The sequence below is a fragment of the Mesorhizobium sp. M1342 genome, assembly GCF_040317955.1.
Taxonomy (GTDB): Bacteria; Pseudomonadota; Alphaproteobacteria; order Rhizobiales; family Rhizobiaceae; genus Mesorhizobium.
The window spans coordinates 1-17584 of the sequence record NZ_JAMYLI010000039.1 but is presented as its reverse complement, the minus strand read 5'-3'; the positions used below and the strand labels follow the sequence as shown (position 1 = coordinate 17584).

The 17584-nt window shown below is 62.2% G+C and carries 16 protein-coding genes; 9 read left to right on the top strand and 7 right to left on the bottom strand.

The features are described from left to right. Nucleotides 1-323: 323 nt before the first annotated feature. Nucleotides 324-590, bottom strand: coding sequence for an SEL1-like repeat protein (locus NKH06_RS28885; RefSeq protein ID WP_013532614.1), 267 nt, complete (start codon nucleotides 588-590; stop codon nucleotides 324-326). 448 nt (nucleotides 591-1038) lie between these two features. On the opposite strand from NKH06_RS28885, the gene NKH06_RS28880 reads away from it, so the two are divergent. From NKH06_RS28880 to NKH06_RS28860, 5 genes are all read left to right on the top strand, one after another. Continuing rightward, complete coding sequence (locus NKH06_RS28880) at nucleotides 1039-1380, top strand: DUF2147 domain-containing protein (protein WP_352441282.1); 342 nt, start codon at nucleotides 1039-1041, stop codon at nucleotides 1378-1380. A gap of 225 nt (nucleotides 1381-1605) precedes the next feature. Continuing rightward, nucleotides 1606-1764 carry a hypothetical protein gene (locus NKH06_RS28875; protein WP_352441283.1) on the top strand — a complete coding sequence of 53 codons (159 nt, stop codon included), beginning with the start codon at nucleotides 1606-1608 and terminating at the stop codon, nucleotides 1762-1764. A 40-nt stretch (nucleotides 1765-1804) separates the two neighbouring features. Continuing rightward, nucleotides 1805-1999 carry a hypothetical protein gene (locus NKH06_RS28870; RefSeq protein ID WP_127292634.1) on the top strand — a complete coding sequence of 65 codons (195 nt, stop codon included), beginning with the start codon at nucleotides 1805-1807 and terminating at the stop codon, nucleotides 1997-1999. Between the two features lie 114 nt (nucleotides 2000-2113). Continuing rightward, nucleotides 2114-3577, top strand: coding sequence for an AMP nucleosidase (locus NKH06_RS28865; RefSeq protein WP_245273264.1), 1464 nt, complete (start codon nucleotides 2114-2116; stop codon nucleotides 3575-3577). A gap of 70 nt (nucleotides 3578-3647) precedes the next feature. Further along, nucleotides 3648-4694, top strand: a complete 1047-nt coding sequence (locus tag NKH06_RS28860; RefSeq protein ID WP_352894821.1) for an endonuclease/exonuclease/phosphatase family protein — start codon at nucleotides 3648-3650, stop codon at nucleotides 4692-4694. A gap of 4 nt (nucleotides 4695-4698) precedes the next feature. Here the strand turns inward: NKH06_RS28860 and NKH06_RS28855 are convergent, their stop codons facing one another. The 3 genes from NKH06_RS28855 to NKH06_RS28845 all read right to left on the bottom strand — a co-directional run bounded on the left by NKH06_RS28855 (nucleotide 4699) and on the right by NKH06_RS28845 (nucleotide 7317). Further along, nucleotides 4699-5298 (bottom strand): DUF922 domain-containing protein, encoded by a 600-nt coding sequence (locus NKH06_RS28855; protein WP_023812834.1) that lies wholly within the window; start codon nucleotides 5296-5298, stop codon nucleotides 4699-4701. 129 nt (nucleotides 5299-5427) lie between these two features. Beyond that, nucleotides 5428-7107 carry an electron transfer flavoprotein-ubiquinone oxidoreductase gene (locus NKH06_RS28850; RefSeq protein WP_023812833.1) on the bottom strand — a complete coding sequence of 560 codons (1680 nt, stop codon included), beginning with the start codon at nucleotides 7105-7107 and terminating at the stop codon, nucleotides 5428-5430. A gap of 63 nt (nucleotides 7108-7170) precedes the next feature. Then, nucleotides 7171-7317 (bottom strand): hypothetical protein, encoded by a 147-nt coding sequence (locus NKH06_RS28845; RefSeq protein ID WP_155930595.1) that lies wholly within the window; start codon nucleotides 7315-7317, stop codon nucleotides 7171-7173. Between the two features lie 10 nt (nucleotides 7318-7327). On the opposite strand from NKH06_RS28845, the gene NKH06_RS28840 reads away from it, so the two are divergent. Then, nucleotides 7328-7972: a hypothetical protein gene (locus tag NKH06_RS28840; protein ID WP_352894819.1), complete on the top strand. Its 645-nt coding sequence runs from the start codon at nucleotides 7328-7330 to the stop codon at nucleotides 7970-7972. Between the two features lie 114 nt (nucleotides 7973-8086). On the opposite strand, the gene NKH06_RS28835 is transcribed toward NKH06_RS28840, so the two are convergent. Continuing rightward, nucleotides 8087-9447 (bottom strand): IS3 family transposase gene (locus NKH06_RS28835; protein WP_502914513.1). Its coding sequence is split into 2 segments (ribosomal slippage): nucleotides 8087-8959 and nucleotides 8962-9447, totalling 1359 coding nucleotides; the frame shifts between segments, so codons are not numbered across the junction. Between the two features lie 186 nt (nucleotides 9448-9633). On the opposite strand from NKH06_RS28835, the gene NKH06_RS28830 reads away from it, so the two are divergent. After that, complete coding sequence (locus tag NKH06_RS28830) at nucleotides 9634-10503, top strand: uracil-DNA glycosylase (RefSeq protein ID WP_352630804.1); 870 nt, start codon at nucleotides 9634-9636, stop codon at nucleotides 10501-10503. Nucleotides 10504-10595: 92 nt separating this feature from the next. Next, entirely contained in the window at nucleotides 10596-11408 is an 813-nt protein-coding gene (locus NKH06_RS28825; RefSeq protein ID WP_023812827.1) for a helix-turn-helix domain-containing protein, read from the top strand. Here the strand turns inward: NKH06_RS28825 and NKH06_RS28820 are convergent, their stop codons facing one another. Together NKH06_RS28820 and NKH06_RS28815 are read right to left on the bottom strand one after the other, a co-directional pair. After that, nucleotides 11409-12386, bottom strand: a complete 978-nt coding sequence (locus NKH06_RS28820) for a DMT family transporter (RefSeq protein ID WP_128303009.1) — start codon at nucleotides 12384-12386, stop codon at nucleotides 11409-11411. Next, nucleotides 12383-14689: a xanthine dehydrogenase family protein molybdopterin-binding subunit gene (locus NKH06_RS28815; protein WP_352730658.1), complete on the bottom strand. Its 2307-nt coding sequence runs from the start codon at nucleotides 14687-14689 to the stop codon at nucleotides 12383-12385. Before NKH06_RS28815 ends, NKH06_RS28820 begins: the two co-directional genes overlap by 4 nt. A 156-nt stretch (nucleotides 14690-14845) precedes the next feature. Between NKH06_RS28815 and pepN the strand changes: the two genes are divergently transcribed. Further along, nucleotides 14846-17491 (top strand): aminopeptidase N, encoded by a 2646-nt coding sequence (gene pepN, locus NKH06_RS28810; protein ID WP_352894816.1) that lies wholly within the window; start codon nucleotides 14846-14848, stop codon nucleotides 17489-17491. Nucleotides 17492-17584: the final 93 nt, after the last annotated feature.

Below are 17584 nucleotides of genomic sequence, written 5' to 3'. Positions count from 1 at the left end.
ATCCTTCATTCGGCCTGTCTAGGCGCATTGGCGCCGCTCGATTGGGCCTGCAAGACGTCATCAACGCAAAAAGCCACGCCAGCCTTGTTCCGGCTGGTCGTGGCTTTTTTGTCCGTCGAGCAATCTCCGGGCGCTCTCGCGCCTAAGAATCCCGCTCGCCTTCCCCGTGTCGCGCACAGCTGAGCCTTGCTGCCTGCCGCGTTCTTTCTCTTGCCTTCGTGACCGTCTTGCGCGGCCTTCGATTTCGCCGGGTCTGGCCGTCTGTGCGGCCTTGATCCCGGAGCTTCCCTGTCTTCGATGGACCTCTCTGCGATTGGCAGATTTCAGTGCATGGTCATCCATTCGCGGGCTTCGCGAAGCGCCGTGGCGATCTCGACCTTCGACATGGCGGCCGACAGTTCCGAGCGCAGCTCGGCGGCGCGGGCCGAGCCCTTGATTGCGGCGATGTTGAACCATTTGTGGGCGGCAACGACATCGGTCTCGCAATCGCGGCCGGTCGCATACATCATGCCCAATTCGAAAAGGATGTCGGCCTGGGCAGTTGCTCCCATGGCGCCGAAACCTGCTTCAAGCATTTCAAAACGTGCCATTTCAATCCCCTGTTTTCCGGCCCTGTCAGGCTCCCGAGAGCTGCCTTCTTTCGTCTTGCCGGCTGCTCTTCCGATGCTTTCGAGAATGCCGTGCAGGCTTGAATCCGTCGTTAAATGGCGTGCTTAATTTGAGGAAAACAAAGCTAAAACAAGAGGTAAACGCCGAAATTCGTTAAGGATACAAACCCAGCAATTCAGCCTGCTTGCGTCAAATTTGACGAAAGTTTTCTCACGCGGGGGCAAGACTTCGCTAACCACGGCAGACAAAGGCGATGCGCCGATCGTTTCATTTCGTCGTCGAGGAGGCGCTTTCAGGTGGCTTCAAAATCCGAAAGTCTTCCGCTACGGCACCGCTTTTGTTTTGCCGGGAGCTGGATTAGCTTACGTTTGCGTAAGCGGCAGACCGGCGAGGCGGAGCATCCGGCCGGACATCCACAGGGAGGAAGACATGTTTCGAAAACTGAGCCTGGCCCTTGCGGCCACATTGATCGTGCCGGGTGCGGCATGGGCCGATCCGATCGAAGGCAATTGGAAGACGCAGGCCGGCGAAACCGCGGCCATCGCCGGCGGCGGCTCGTTTTCCATCACCCTCAAGTCCGGGAAATATGCCGGCAAGACCATCGGCTCGCTCAAGGCGACGGGCGACAACAAATATGCCGGCAACATCACCGATCCGGCAAACGACAAGACCTATTCGGGCAAGGCGACATTGTCGGGCAGCTCTCTCAAGATGAGCGGCTGCGTGCTGGGCGGACTGATCTGCAAGAGCCAGACCTGGCACAAGCTCTGATCGACCGCACCCTTACGACATGATGACGGGGCCTCGACGGGCCCCGTTTTCGTTTTGTCGACACATCCTGCGCCGGTGATGCTCGATACCCGCCGGCGGCTATCCAAACCGACGCCGGCGCCGTCGAAACCCCGTCAATCATCTTGAACCGCAGATGAACGCCGGCATCAGAGCCGGTTCAGTTGCATCAGGGCATTCTCCGGCGTGTTGAAGGAGACCGACCCAATGCTTTCTCGCCGCTTCACCATCGTCTGCCTGCTGGTGAGCCTGTTTGGGATGTTCTTCGCCATCCTCGTCGCCGAAGCGGGCCGTCCGGCCCGCGCCTGGGACGAAGCCAGTTCCGGAACCTGCCGCCTCGCCTGCCCCACCCATCTTCGCAACTGAACAAAGAAACCAAGACCTCGAAAAGAAAAGCTGAAACACCATGAACCGCATCGCCGCCAACGCTCTCAAGACCCTTCGGCTTCTGCCGCGGGCGGCGCTTATCCTGGCGGTTCTGGCCGCTCCGGTTCTGGCCGTGCCGATGATGCGCTCCGATGCCGGCTCGACGATCGACGCACCTGCCCTGAAGAAGTCCGGCGTCGGCTTTGTGCTCCTGGTCAGCCTGCAGCGCGGTTGAAGAAAAACGGCGCTTTGGCCGCCTTCGGTCGCGACCCCTCCCAAGTGCCGATCCAAGTCTCTATATTGAGCCATGGAAAAGCGAATCTACCCACAAGCCATCGAATCTGTCGTCATGCCGGAGCCTTTTGGCCGGCAAAGCTTTGATAGCGCCGAAAAGGCCGTCAAGGCACTGCAGGCGCTTTACGACCGCAACACCAAGTTCCTGCGTGATTCCTTCGCAGAGCTGGCGGCAGCAGGCGGCGACAATGGCAAGCGCTACCGGGCCTTCTATCCGGAGATCGGCGTCACCACCAACTCATTCACCCAGATCGACTCGCGCCAGGCCTATGGCCATATGCCGACGCCTGGGCATTTTTCCACCACCATCACCCAGCCGGGCCTGTTCGAAAGCTACCTCGTCGAGCAGTTGCGCCTGATCATGCGCAATCATGGGGTTGCGGTCACGGTGTCGGAATCGACCACACCCATCCCGCTGCATTTCGCCTTCCTTGAAGGCACCCATGTCGACGGCGCGACGGCAGAGCGCATCAAGCGGCCGATCCGCGACCTGTTCGACGTGCCGGATCTCGATGGCACCGACGACCAGATCGCCAACGGCACCTTCGAAGTCGCCTTTGGCGAGCCGAGGCCTCTGGCGCCGTTCACGGCGCAGCGCATCGATTATTCGCTGCACCGGCTGTCGCACTATACGGCGACCACGCCGCAGCATTTCCAGAACTTCGTGCTGTTCACCAACTATCAGTTCTACATCGACGAATTCGTCGCCCGCGCCCGCGACCTGATGGCCAATGGCGGCGGCGGATACACGGAGTTCGTCGAGCCGGGCAATGTCATCACCAAGGGCGGGCAAAGCGCGCCCAGTGAAGGCGTCGCAGTTCCCCGCCTGCCACAGATGCCGGCCTATCACCTGAAGAAATCGGGACATGGCGGCATCACCATGGTGAATATCGGCGTCGGGCCTTCCAACGCCAAGACCATCACCGACCATATTGCGGTGCTGAGGCCGCATGCCTGGGTGATGCTCGGCCACTGTGCCGGCCTGCGCAACACCCAAGCGCTGGGCGACTATGTGCTGGCGCATGCCTATGTGCGCGAGGACCATGTGCTGGACGACGATCTTCCGGTCTGGGTGCCGATCCCGCCGCTGGCCGAGATCCAGGTAGCGTTGCAGGAAGCCGTCGCCGAAGTCACCGGCCTTACCGGCTACGACCTGAAGCGCATCATGCGCACGGGCACCGTCGCCACCATCGACAATCGCAACTGGGAACTGCGCGACCAGCGTGGCCCGGTCCAGCGTCTGTCGCAATCTCGCGCCATCGCACTCGACATGGAATCGGCGACCATCGCCGCCAATGGCTTCCGCTTCCGCGTTCCCTACGGCACGCTGCTGTGCGTTTCGGACAAACCGCTGCATGGCGAGTTGAAGCTGCCCGGCATGGCGACCGAATTCTACAAGCGCCAGGTGGCGCAGCACCTGACCATCGGCATCAGGGCGATGGAGAAGCTCGCGGAAATGCCGATGGAGCGGTTGCATTCGCGCAAGCTCAGAAGTTTTTCGGAAACGGCGTTCCAGTAGGCCGGTTCCACGCATCGCATGGGCATTTCGTCATCTTGATTGGCCGCATTTCTGCCGATAAGCAGACGGCATGGAGAGAGCGAGCTTCGGGACATTGCTGATTTCGGTTGCATTCCTGGCAATGCTGGCCTGTTCGATCGCGCTGGTGGCCGGGTTTTTCGGAACGCTGCATCCCGCCTTCGATTCCTTCTCGCATTTCCGCGTCCACCTTGCCGTGCTGATGGCGCTTTGCGCACTGCCGCTGCTGGCCACGACATTTCGCCTGCAGGCGGCCGTGGCACTGCTTTTTGCCGTGGCGGCCTTCGCCACCACTTCCGGGTCGCTGTCCTTCTCCCGCCTGTGGCCGGTTCAGGCCGCCTATGAAGCCAAGAACGAAGACCGCGCGATCTACAAGCTGCTGCAGATGAACCTGCGCTACGACAATCCGACGCCGAAGAAGGTGCTGTCGCTGATCGGCCGGACCAATCCCGACGTGATCACCCTGGACGAGGTATCGGCGATGTGGGCGACCGAGCTTGGCTATATCAGCAGCGCCTATCCATACCGGATCCTCTGTCCTTATCCCAACGGCATATTCGGCGTCGCGCTGCTCTCGCGGCGGCCCTTTGCCGCCGACACCGAGGCGCGTTGCGAAAGGCGCGGCGCCATGGCGACAGCGACCGTCGACTTCGGCGGCATCGACGTCGATGTCGCCGCGATCCATCTCAGTTGGCCGTGGCCACGCGAGCAGTACTGGCAGATCGGCGAGTTGACGGAGCCGCTTTCCGCGCTCGGCGAGACGGCCATCATGGCGGGCGACTGCAATGCCGCGCCGTGGAGTGCCGCCGTGCGGCGGGTCGCGGCGCTTGGCGGGCTGACCGTGATGCCGTCCGCCGGCCCGACCTGGATCCACATCAAGCTGCCGGACTTGCTGCGGCGCTTCGCCGGCCTGCCGATCGACCAGGTTTTCAGCAAGGGCGGCGTGACCATCCATTCCGCGATACGGCTGGAGGACACGGGCTCGGATCACCTCCCGGTCATGGTGGAGTTCTCACTCAGGCTGAACCAGCAAAAGCCGCTCGATGAACATGAAACCGCGACCGCGGCCATTGTTCAGACCGGCAAGACGCCAGGCTGATGGATCAGGGCCTGACCAAAGCGATGACGAGATGCTGGACATGGCCGCCGTCGCGATGCTCGCGCGCATCGAAAGCGAGCTGCTTGGCCTCATATGCGGCATTGGTGGCCTTGATACGTCGCTGTGCCTCGCGACGTGTCTTGTAGCAGAACCGGTCGTCGGCAATCCTGAGGCCGGAGATCGATCTTTCCGTGGCCCGCATCATCTCCCTGGCGATGCGGCCATGGGTTTCCTCATGGGCGCGGACGCCGGCGAAGAACCGCGTCCAGCGCTTCCGGAGCGTCGGAGTGGTGGCCGAGGCGACACGCGGAAACGTATAGAAGAGATTGAGCGTGCCGTTGGCACGCCGCAAGCGGCAAACGCCATTGTCCTGGCTGGTGTCAAGGTCCCAGTCCACCGCGTAGCCGGTCAGCGCGATGGCATGCGTCATGAAGCCGTGCTTCGGCCCCTTGCGGTCCATAGCCTGCATCAGCGCCAGCCCCGTGTTCCCGGTGATGTCGTAGGTCCGCGTCTTGACCACCACCCTGGTGCCGGCCGAGGCCGCCGAAGCCAAACCGAACAGCGCACCGATCGCCACAAGGCATGCCAGAACCGCCAGGCGCATTGGCCATCTCCTTATCGTCAAGGAATGGAACCATAAGCGCGCGGCAGTTTCAACAGTCCTAATGTTTCACATGCCACGGGAGACCCCGAGCCGTCGTCGGGGTCTTTGCACGCTGTGGCCGGCGCGGGCCTACATGCCCTGGTAGACCGGGCCTTCTCCGCCTTGCGGCGGCACCCAGTTGATGTTCTGGTTCGGGTCCTTGATGTCGCATGTCTTGCAGTGGACGCAGTTCTGCGCGTTGATGACGAAGCGCACATCCTTGGCCGTGGGATCGGCGGCGGCATTGCCATCCTTGTCGACCCACTCGTAAACCCCGGCCGGACAGTAGCGCGTCGAGGGGCCCGCAAAGACATCGTGCTCGGACCGCTTCTGCAGTTCCATGTCGCCGACAAGCAGGTGGACCGGCTCGTTTTCCTCGTGATTGGTGTTGGACAGGAACACCGAGGACAGCCTGTCGAAGGTCAGCACGCCATCGGGCTTCGGATAGGCGATCTTCTTGTGCTGGGCGGCAGGCTCGAGCGTCGCATAGTCGGCCTTGCCATGCTTCAGCGTGCCGAAGGGCGAGACACCGAACAGCGTGTTCAGCCACATGTCGAGGCCGCCGAGGCCGACACCGACGATGGTGCCGAAGCGCGACCACAGCGGCTTGACGTTGCGCACCTTCTTCAAATCCTTGCCGATGTCGGTCGCGCGCCAGGCTTCCTCGTAGGAAGCGAGTTCGTCGTTGGCGCGCCCGGCACCGATCGCCTCTGCGACATGCTCGGCCGCCAGCATGCCGGACAGCACGGCATTGTGCGAGCCCTTGATGCGCGGCACGTTGACGAAGCCCGCCGCACATCCCATCAGCGCACCACCGGGGAAGGACAGTTTCGGCACCGACTGCCAGCCGCCCTCGGTGATGGCGCGCGCGCCATAGCCGAGGCGCTTGGCGCCGTCGAAAGTCCCGCTGATCGCCGGATGGGTCTTGAAGCGCTGGAATTCCTCGAACGGCGACAGATAGGGGTTCTTGTAATTGAGGTGGAGGACGAAGCCGACCGCCACCTGATTGTCCTCGAGGTGGTAGAGGAACGAGCCGCCGCCGGTCTTCAAGTCAAGCGGCCAGCCGAAGGAATGCTGGACCAAGCCCGGCCGGTGGTTCTCCGGCTTGACCTGCCAGAGTTCCTTCAGGCCGATGCCATATTTGCCCGGTTCGCGGCCATCGGAAAGCTTGTATCTGGCGATCAGCTGCTTGGCGAGCGAGCCGCGAGCGCCCTCCCCGATCAGCACATATTTGCCCATCAGCGCCATGCCGGGTGCGAAACCCGGACCGTGCGTTCCGTCCTTCTCGATGCCCATGTCGCCGGTGACGACGCCGGTGACGGCGCCTTGCTCATTGTAGAGCAGGCCGACAGCGGCAAAGCCCGGATAGATCTCGACGCCGAGCGCCTCGGCCTTGGTCGCCAGCCAGCGGCAGACATTGCCGAGCGAGACGATGTAGTTGCCGTGATTGTTCATCAGCGGCGGCATCAGCATGTTGGGCAGGCGAAACGAGCCGGCAGGACCAAGGACCAGGAAATGGTCTGATGTGACCGGCGTCTTGAAGGGATGGCCGTCCTCATCGCGCCAGCCCGGCAAGAGCCGGTCGATGCCGATCGGATCGACAACGGCGCCGGAGAGGATATGGGCGCCGACCTCACCGCCCTTCTCCAGGACGACGACCGAAAGCTCGGGATTGACCTGCTTGAGGCGGATGGCAGCGGCGAGGCCCGCCGGTCCGGCGCCGACGATAACCACGTCGAATTCCATGCTTTCGCGTTCGATGTCGCTCATCAACCCCTCCGCACTGGCTTATCCCATTCGGGTATCTTGCTGGCTCCCGCGCTGCATAGCGCATCAATTGACGACAGGAAACCGGCGCATACGTGACAATGCCGTTTTGGCCAAAAAGTCGCGCATTGCGAGGCTGGAAGACTGCTTTTCGCCCGGCATTGCCTGCGAAGCGCGCGTTTTTAATTGTTCGACGGCTTGCTTATCGGCCATACTTCACGCCATGCGCATTCCTGGGCCAGCCGGCTTTTCATCGACGCGCTTTCTTTTCCCGCCCGGCCGGATCCGCCGGGCGCTCCTTTTGGCCCTTCTGATGCTGGCGCCGCATCACGCTGCCGCCGACGAAGTGAAGGTCTGGGCGGCAGGCGCCTACTCCTTCTCCGACGAGCTTGGCGGCTTTCGCATCACCGGCGCCTCGGGCATCGGGACGAAGGACGATCCGTTCGTCATCACCGAAGAGCTGAATTCGTCAACGCCGGTGACGCTGACGATCCGCACGACAAAGCCGATCCAGGCCTTCGGCAAGGCCGGCGAATTCGCCAACGGCATGATGTATATGCGCATCGAGGTGCTCAACAATAGCGGCCAGGCCTGGGTCGAATTCCAGTTCGAATTGCAGGAGATCCTGAACCAGCCGAGCGTGTTCGGCGACGGGCTTTCCTTCGACCAGCGCAACAAGACGCCGGACAATATTTTGTCGAGCAATTTCGCCGATTTCGATCGCGATTTCGAACCCTATGACCGGCTGCTGTTCCGGAATGGCAAGGTCGACCCGTTGAAAACCGCCAGGTTCGAATTCCTGATGACCGACTACACGCCGCGCTGGACCTTCTATCTGGTGCAGGATCCGCGCATACCGACGGGATAGACGATAGGAATTTTTTCTTGACTCGGTGACCTCAGCTATGGTACATTTTTGCCTATGGTGCTGATTTGCGCCAGTGACCCGCCGCACTGAACTAACCCCTTAAAGTTGGACAGTTTAAGGTGGCGGCAGATTTAAGGGCTGGGTTCTGTATTGCACAGGGCTCAGCCCTTTCAGTTTCAGTTTGATGCGATCATGATTGTAGTAGTGGATGTAATCCTCGATGCTGGCCTTGAGGCTCTGAACGTTCTCGAAGGTATTGGGGTAGAAGAGCTCGGATTTGAGTGTTGCGAAGAAGCTCTCGATAGGTGCGTTGTCGAGGCAATTGCCTTTGCGTGACATGCTCTGGGCAATGCCTCGTGCCTGGAGCCTGCGCTGGTAGGCAGGCGTCTGATACTGCCATCCCTGATCGGAGTGTAGGATGGGCCGTTGGGTTTGGTCGAGCCGGTCCAGCGCTCTGGCGAGCATATTTTCCACCAGCTTGAAGAGCGGTCGCCTTGCGGTCTCGAAGGCGATGATCTCGCCATTATAAAGGTCCATGACCGGTGAGAGATAGAGCTTGTCGCCCGCCAGGTTGAACTCCGTCACATCGGTCACCCATTTATGGTTGGCGCTGTCAGCGTTGAACTGGCGTTGAATGAGATCGGGAGCCGTCCTTCCGATGCCGCCTTTGTAGGAGCGATACTTCTTCGGCCTGACCAGCGACTTCAATCCCATCTCCACCATCCGACACTGCACCGCCTTGTGATTGACGACATGACCGAGCCGGCGCAGTGCAGCAGCCACCCGGCGATAACCGTAGCGGCCCTTGTGGCTGTCGAAGACGGCTCTGATCTTCTCCTTGAGACCAGCATGGCGGTCGACGCGGGACGCCTTCTGTCGATAGTAGAACGTGCTGCGGGAAAGCCCTGCCAGTTTGAGCAGACCATCGAGCGGATAGAGCAGCCTTAACGCTTGGACAGCTTGCGCTTTTTGGGCGCGTGTCCCTGCGTTAAGGCCTCCAGTTTTTTTAGGTAGGCGTTCTCCATGCGCAGATGGTTCAGTTCCGCAAGCAGCTCTTCGCGGCTCTTGGTCTCATCACTCTGCGCCACGGGCGGCTCGCCAGGCGACGGCTGGTCTGACATCGATCGCGGCCTTCCTCTGCGGCGCGGCGCGAGCGCCTCTATCCCACCGGCTTCGTAGCGCCTCTCCCAGTCCGGAAGGCAGCCGGCGTTGCGGATATTGAACAGCGCGGCCGTCTGTCGGCAGGACAGTCCATCCTCCCACATCCGGTGCAGAACCGACAGCTTGAACTCGCCGTCATAGTGGCTGAGCTTGCGAGCGAGGCCGGCAACCCCGTGCGCTTGATAGCTCGCAACCCATTTGCGCACCGTTGCAGCATCTACGCCGTCGGCTGCACCGGCGCTCGCATAGCTCTCTTCACCACTCAAATAACGATCAACAACAGTGCGCTTCAAACTCTCGCTGTGTTTGGACATGAAAACCCCCGAAGGTGGATGTCCAACTTTCGGGGGTCAGTTCACACAGGCGGGTTTTTCGTTTGATGCTCCGTCAGCCAACGCGCCGGCGAAAGGCTCCGAAGGAACCCGTTAACCCGGGTTCGTTGCCCTGGTAGAGAAACTGCCAGCCTTGCAAATTGCCGCCACGCGGACGAATGTGAATCGATGACTGCCGCTTCCCCAACCAACAGACCTGATATTGCCGACCTGCTGGCCTTTTATGCCAGCGTTGGTGTCGACGAGGCGCTCGAAGAGCAGCCGGTGAACCGGTTCACCGAGGTCTCGCCAAAGCCGATGGAGCGCGCGCCGACCGCAGCGCCTTCGGGTGACACCGCCGCACAGCAGCGTTCGACAAATCGCCCCGAAGGGGGCGACAGGCCAAATGCGCCACCTGTTTTGCGCGCACCGTCGGCCACGGTTCCCGACGAAATTCAGGCAGCACTTGCCCGCCAATTGGCAACGACGGCAACAACGCTTGACGAGCTTCGCCAGCACATGGCGGCGTTCGACGGCTGCAATCTCAAGGCCACCGCCAAGAGCTTGGTGTTCGCCGACGGCAACCCGGAAGCCGCCGTCATGCTGGTCGGCGAGGCACCCGGCCGCGATGAGGACATCGAGGGCCTGCCCTTCGTCGGCCGATCGGGCCGGCTGCTCGACCGCATGCTGGCGGCGATCGGACTCGACCGCACTTCAGTCTATATCGCCAATGTCATTCCCTGGCGGCCGCCGGGCAATCGCACGCCGACGCCGCACGAAACCGAGATCTGCCGGCCCTTCATCGAGCGGCAGATCGAACTGGTCAATCCCAAGGTGCTGATCAACCTTGGCGGCCCGTCAGCCAAGACCTTGCTCAACACCTCGGAGGGCATATTGCGGCTGCGCGGCAATTGGCGCGTTCACACGACGGCATCCGGCATCGCCATTCCGGCAATGCCCACGCTGCACCCGGCCTATCTCTTGCGAACGCCCGCGCACAAGAAGCTGGCGTGGCGGGATTTTCTCGAGGTGAAGGCAAAGCTGCGGGAAGTTGGCTGAGGCTTGGCGAGTAGCCAATCTCCGACATGGATGCCGTACCGATAACCTCCGAGGTAATTGAAATACGTCTGCTCTCGACCTAATCATGCCTCATGACAACACCCCAAACGTCCGCCGGCAGCCTCATTCGCGAATGGCGCACCCGCCGCCGCATGTCGCAGCTCGACCTCGCCATGGAGGCCGAGATCTCGCAGCGGCATCTGAGCTTCGTCGAAAGCGGCCGCGCCGCGCCCTCGCGCGACATGGTGCTGCATCTGGCCGAGCAATTGTCGATACCGCTGAGGCAACGCAATCAATTGCTGCTCGCCGCCGGTTTTGCGCCCAGCTTCGGCGAACGCTCCCTGACCGACACGACGCTGGCGCCGGCGATGGCGGCCGTCGAGATCGTCCTCAAAGGCCACGAGCCTTTCCCGGCACTCGCCGTCGACCGCCACTGGAACCTGGTTTCGGCCAATGCCGCCATTGCACCCTTCCTTGACGATGTCAGCGAGGCTTCGCTGCTGACGCCGCCGGTCAACGTGCTTCGCCTCAGCCTGCATCCCGGCGGCATCGCACCGCGCATCGTCAACCTTCAGGAATGGCGAACGCATCTGCTCGAGCGCCTGAAACACCAGAACGACGCGAGCGGTGACCCTGTGCTGGTCGAATTGGAGCGCGAATTGCGCAGTTACCCGTCCGGCTTGAAAGGCAGCCGGCCGGTGTCCGTCGAGCCGAATGCCATCGTGCATCCGCTCAGGCTGGCGCATGGCGATCAGGTGCTGTCGTTCATCAGCACCATCACTGTCTTCGGCACGCCGCTCGACGTGACGCTTTCGGAACTGGCGATCGAATCGTTTTTCCCCGCCGATGAACAGACGAGGACAGTGCTGGTTCGGTTGGCGAAGGAGCGAGCCGAGCTGTCGTAATCACCCTTCAGGCAAAGACGCCTTGCGCGTGCGGGTGCGCTCCAGGCCAAGCTGGCGTTCGCGCCAGATGATGAAGATGCCGGCGGCGACGACGATCAGGCCGCCGACAAGCATATGGAGCGTGGCGACGTCGCCGAAGACGAGATAGCCGACGACGACGCCGAGGATCATCGAGGTGTATTCGAACGGCGCCACCACCGAGGCCTCGGCATGGCGATAGGCCGCCGTCATCAGGATCTGGCCGAGGCCGCCGCAGAAGCCGGCGGCAACAAGGAGAGCTGCCTGGAGCGGCGTCAGCGCCTGCCAGCCGAATGGCAGCGACAGCAGCGACATGACGCTCGCCGTCACAGAAAACCACAGCACGATGGTCGCTGTGCGCTCGCTTTGCACGAGATTGCGCACCAAGAGCATGGCGACGGCCGAGATCGCCGCCGCGACAAGAGCGGCCATGACGCCGAGCACTTCCTGGTCGTCGAGCGCCTCGTCTGAACTCAGCAGCGTCAGTTCCGGCCAGGAGATGATCAGCACGCCGACCAGGCCGACCGCGACCGCACTCCAGCGATAGACACGGATGGCCTCGCCGAGGAAGATGGAGCTGAACACCACCACCAGCAGCGGCTGCGCGTAGTTCAGCGTGATCGCTTCCGGCAGCGGCAGTCGGGTCAACGCAAAAAAGCCGAGCCCCATGGCGCAGACGCCGACCAGGCCGCGGGCGATGTGGTTGAACGGACGCCTGGTGGTGAAGGCAGTGCCGAGTTCTTTCCTGAAAGCCAGGAAGGCGATGATCGGGAAGATGGCGAAGAAAGAGCGGAAGAAGACAATCTGGCCGGCCGGAACCGTGCCTGCGGCTTTGATGCAGGTCTGCATGCCGACGAAGACCGCCACCGACACGATCTTGAGCATGATGCCGGTAAGCGTGTCGTGCCCGCCGGCATCATCGCTGGCTGTGGCCGGGGGGCTGCCGGGGCCTGCTGTCACGCTCCCGACGCTTCTCGGATCGTCGCCCAGATACGCGCGGGCGTTGCCGGCATGTCGATGTGCTTGACGCCATAAGCGCGCCAGAGCGCGTCGGTCACCGCATTGAGTGCCGCCGGGGTCGAGCCGATGGTGCCGGCCTCGCCCGCGCCTTTGATGCCGAGTGCATTGGTGGTCGAAGGCACGTTGCGGGTCTCGAAATGGAAGAACGGGAAATTGTCGGCGCGCGGCATGGCGTAATCCATGAAGCTCGCCGTCAAAAGCTGTCCATCCTCGCCATAGATAGTGTCTTCGGTCAGTGCCTGGCCGATGCCTTGCACGACGCCGCCATGCACCTGGCCGGCGAGCAGGATCGGGTTCACGGTGACGCCGAAATCGTCGACGATGGTGTAGCGGACGATCTCGGTCGCGCCGGTGTCGGGATCGATCTCGACCTCGCAGATATGGGTGCCGTTGGGATAGGTGCATTCGTCCTGCACGAACTCGCCAAAGCCCTTGAGATCGTCTGATGTCTTGGCGGCCTTGGCGATGGCGGAAAAATCGATCGAGCGATCGGTGCCGACGATGCGGGCAACACCATCAGACAGCTCAATGTCGCCGGCAGAAGCCTCCAGTTCGTCGGCTGCGATGCGCTTGATCTTGTTGGCCAGATCCTCGCCCGCGCGGGAAGCCGATACACCCCCCAGCGGAATGGAGCGCGAGCCGCCAGTGCCACCGCCGGCCTTCAATTCGTCGGTGTCGCCCTGGCGGACATGGATCTTGTCGATGTCGAGATTGAGCTTTTCCGACAGGAACTGCGCATAGGCGGTGGCGTGCCCCTGCCCGTTGGTCTGGGTGCCGATCTTCAGCGTCACCGTGCCATCGCCATTGAGTTCGACGAAGGCCGGTTCGGAGCCCGGAAAGGCACAGGCCTCGATATAGGTCGCCATGCCGAGACCGCGGATTTTTCCGCCGGCCTTCGATTGCGCCAGCCGCTCCGGAAACGCTTTCCATTCGGATTGCTCAATGGCGCGCTCCATATGGCCTTCGAATTCACCGGTGTCGTAGAGGCGGCCGGTTTGCGTCCGATAGGGAAATTGCTCCGGCCGGATGAAGTTGCGGCGGCGGATCTCTTCGACAGGCAGGCCGAGATCATGGGCGCAGGCATCGACCAGCTTTTCCAGCAGGAAGGCTGCTTCCGGTCGGCCGGCACCGCGATAGGCATCGACCGGGCAAGTGTTGGTGTAGAGGCCGGTCACCGAGACGTCGAGCGCCTGGATATCATAGACACCGGTCGACATGGTGACGCCGATATAGGGGATGAACGGACCGTATTGCGAGATATAGGCGCCGATGTTGGCGAGCAGGTCCACCTTCATGCCGAGAAAGCGGCCGTCCTTGTCCAGCGCCATCTCGGCCGTGACGAAATTGTCGCGCCCTTGCGCGTCGGTCAGGAAGTGTTCCGTGCGGTCGCCGGCCCATTTCACCGGGCGGCCAAGCCGCTTTGCCGCTTCCAGCACCAGCGGATATTCGCGGTAGACGAAGCTCTTCGGCCCGAAACCACCGCCGACATCAGGCGTGATGACGCGCAGCTGGTCCTTCTTGATCTTGAACACGCTGGCCAGGATATACTGCATGGAGTGCACGCCTTGCGACCCGGTGGTCAGCACGAAGCGCTTCTCCTCGACGTTCCATTCGCCGATCGCGGAGCGCGGCTCCATGTAGTTGCACACCAGCCGGTTGTTGACGAACTCGATGCGGGTGACATGGGCGGCCTTGGCGAAGGCCGCTTCGGTCTTTTTCCTGTCGCCCATGTGGTAGCTGAAGGCGCGGTTGGAACCAAGCTCCGGCCAGACCAGCGGCGTGCCTTCGGCAAGTGCATTTGCCGTCCCGGAGGCCGCATCTTCGCCGTCATAGTCGACATCGATCAGTTCGGCGGCATCCTGCGCCAAGGCTCGGCTGTCGGCGACGACGAAGGCAACGGCATCGCCGACATAGTTGACGCGGTCGCGGCACAGGATCGGGATGTCGCGCGTCGGAGCCTTGGTGCCGTCCGGCTGTTCCTGCATGACGCCGGATTTCAGATCGCCGAGATGGGCAAGATCCTTGCCGGTCAGCACCAGATGGACGCCAGGTGCCGCCTTCGCCGCCTCGGTCGAACCGATGGTGAAGCTGGCCTTGGCGACCGGCGAGCGCAGGACATAGCCATGCAGGACGCCAGCCGGCTGGATGTCGTCGGTATAGCGGCCCTGGCCCTGGATGAAGGCGGCATCCTCGCGCCGCAGCACGGATGCGCCCATGCCGAATTTCGGTGTGACGACGGTCATGGATGCCTCGTGATGATGACAGGAGAAGGAACGCCTGAAATAGGCATTGCCTCAGTTTTGTCGAGGGGCGGTTTCGTGTAAAGAGCGCGGACTTCAAATTTCTTGGACCAGCGGACACAATCCGCCGCCAACGCAATCGACAGGAAAACCCACGGAATGCGCACGGACACCGGCCAGGTCTTCAAACTCGAAGACTATCGCCCCAACGACTACCTCATTCCGAAAACCGACCTTACCTTCCGCCTTTCGCCAGACGCAACGCGTGTCACCGCCGTGCTCACGATAGAGCGTCGTGACGACGTCTCCGTGTCGGCACCGCTGGTGCTCGACGGCGACGGGCTGACCCTCAAGCGCATAGAGATCGACGGCAACAAGGTAAAGCCGGCGGATCTGCTGGCGACGCCCGATCAACTGACCATCCTCAAGCCGCCGGCGGCGCGTCGCTTCCAGTTGCTCATAGAGACCGAGGTGGCGCCGGCCGGCAACGAAGCCCTGATGGGCCTCTACCGCTCGAGCCATGTCTACTGCACGCAATGCGAAGCCGAGGGCTTTCGCCGCATCACCTATTTCCTCGATCGTCCCGACATCCTGTCCGTCTACACGGTGCGCATAGAGGCAATACGTGACGAAGCGCCGCTGCTCCTGTCCAACGGCAACCCGGTCGACAGGGGCGACCTCGGCGACGGCTGGCACTATGCAGTGTGGCACGACCCTTTCCCCAAGCCGTCCTATTTGTTCGCGCTGGTGGCCGGCAATCTCGGCCAGCTTGCGGACAGTTTCGTCACGCTATCGGGCCGCACGATCGAACTCGGCATCTATGTCAAGCCCGGCAAGGAGAACCTGGCCGGCTACGCGATGGATGCTCTGAAGCGGTCGATGAAATGGGACGAGGAGGCGTTCGGCCGCGAATACGATCTCGACGTCTTCAACATCGTCGCCGTGTCCGACTTCAACATGGGCGCGATGGAGAACAAGGGCCTTAACATCTTCAACGACAAATATGTGCTGGCCGACCGGGAGACCGCGACGGACGCCGATTTCGCCAATATCGAGGCGATCATCGCGCATGAGTATTTCCACAATTGGACAGGCAACAGAATCACTTGCCGCGACTGGTTCCAGCTCTGCCTGAAGGAAGGCCTGACGGTTTTCCGCGATCACGAATTCTCTGCCGACCAGCGTTCGCGCGCGGTCAAGCGCATCGCCGAAGTGCGCACCTTGCGCGCCCACCAGTTTCCCGAGGACCAAGGTCCGCTGGCGCATCCGGTGCGGCCGCGCCGCTACCGCGAAATCAACAATTTTTACACCGCGACGGTCTACGAGAAGGGCTCCGAAGTGGTGCGCATGATCCGCACAATTCTCGGTGCCGACGTCTTTCGCGCCGGCATGGACCTCTATTTCGAGCGGCACGACGGTGACGCGGCGACGATCGAGGATTTCATCAAGGTGTTCGAGGATGCGTCCGGCCGCGACCTGTCGCAGTTCGCGCTCTGGTATCATCAGGCGGGAACGCCGAACCTGACGATCAGTTCGACGCACAATCCGGCCGCGCAAGAATTCACGCTCGAAATCGAGCAGTCGGTGCCGCCGACACCGTCCGAAAGCCGCAAGCGGCTGATGCACATCCCGCTGGCTTTCGGCCTGATCGGCGCCGGCGGCAAGCCTGTGCCGTATAGCGGCGTCGAAGGCGCCAGCGTCGAGGACGGCGTCATCCATATCCGCAAGCGTCGCCACATGGTGCGGTTCTCAGGCGTCACCGAGCGCCCGGCCGTGTCGCTCAACCGCGGCTTTTCGGCGCCGGTGACATTGTCCGTCGAGCAGAAAGCCGACGACCAGTTCTTTCTCGCCCGCCATGACAGCGACGCCTTCTCGCGCTGGCAGGCCTTCAACACATTGCTGACTGATGCACTGATATCAGCCTTCCGCGAGGTCCTCGGCGGCAAGCAGCCGGCCTTTGCACCGCGGCTGATCGAACTCGCCGGCAGCATCGTCGGTGACGAGACGCTGGAGCCGGCCTATCGAGCACTGGCGCTGGCATTGCCCGGCGAAGCCGACATCGCCCGCGACATCGGCAGGAACATCGACCCCGATGCCATCTATGCCGCTCGCGAGGCAGTGGCGTTGGCGATCGGCACTGCGAACCGGGACGTTTTTTCGGGCCTCTACCGCAGCCTTGCCGACAGAGAAGCGTTCAGCCCCGACGCGGCGAGCGCCGGACGACGCGCCTTGCGCAACACCTTGCTGGATTATCTGTCGCTGCAGCCGGGTGGAGCAGCACTCGCCGCCGGGCATTTCCAGTCGGCGACCAACATGACCGACCGCGCGGCAGCACTTGCCGTGCTCGCGCATCGTCACCACGGTTCGCCCGAGACGGTCGAGGCGCTGGCGGCTTTCGAGACGACCTATGGGTCCGACCCGCTGGTCATGGACAAATGGTTCCAGATCCAGGCCAGCGTTCCGGGGCCGCAAACCGTCGACACCGTGAAGGCCCTGACCAACCACCCGGCCTTCTCGATGGGCAATCCAAATCGAGTTCGCTCGCTGATCGGCACCTTCTCCAGCGCCAACCAGACCGGCTTCCATCGTGCTGACGGCGAAGGCTACTGGTTCTTTGCTCAGACTGTGCTCGAGGTCGAAAAACGCAACCCGCAAGTGGCGGCAAGGCTGGCGACGGCGCTCAGATCGTGGCGTTCGCTCGAACCTTTGCGGCAAGCCAAGGCCAGGGAAGCGCTGCTGTCGATCGCCGGCGCCGAAAACCTGTCGGCGGATCTGCGCGATATCGTCGAGCGCACGCTGGCTTAGGGAGAGCGATCTCCCCCCTCGTGGGCCTGTTGCAAAATTGTGTGGATGTGATTCCCTGTTTTTGAACCAGGGATCTTGCGATGACGACGAAGC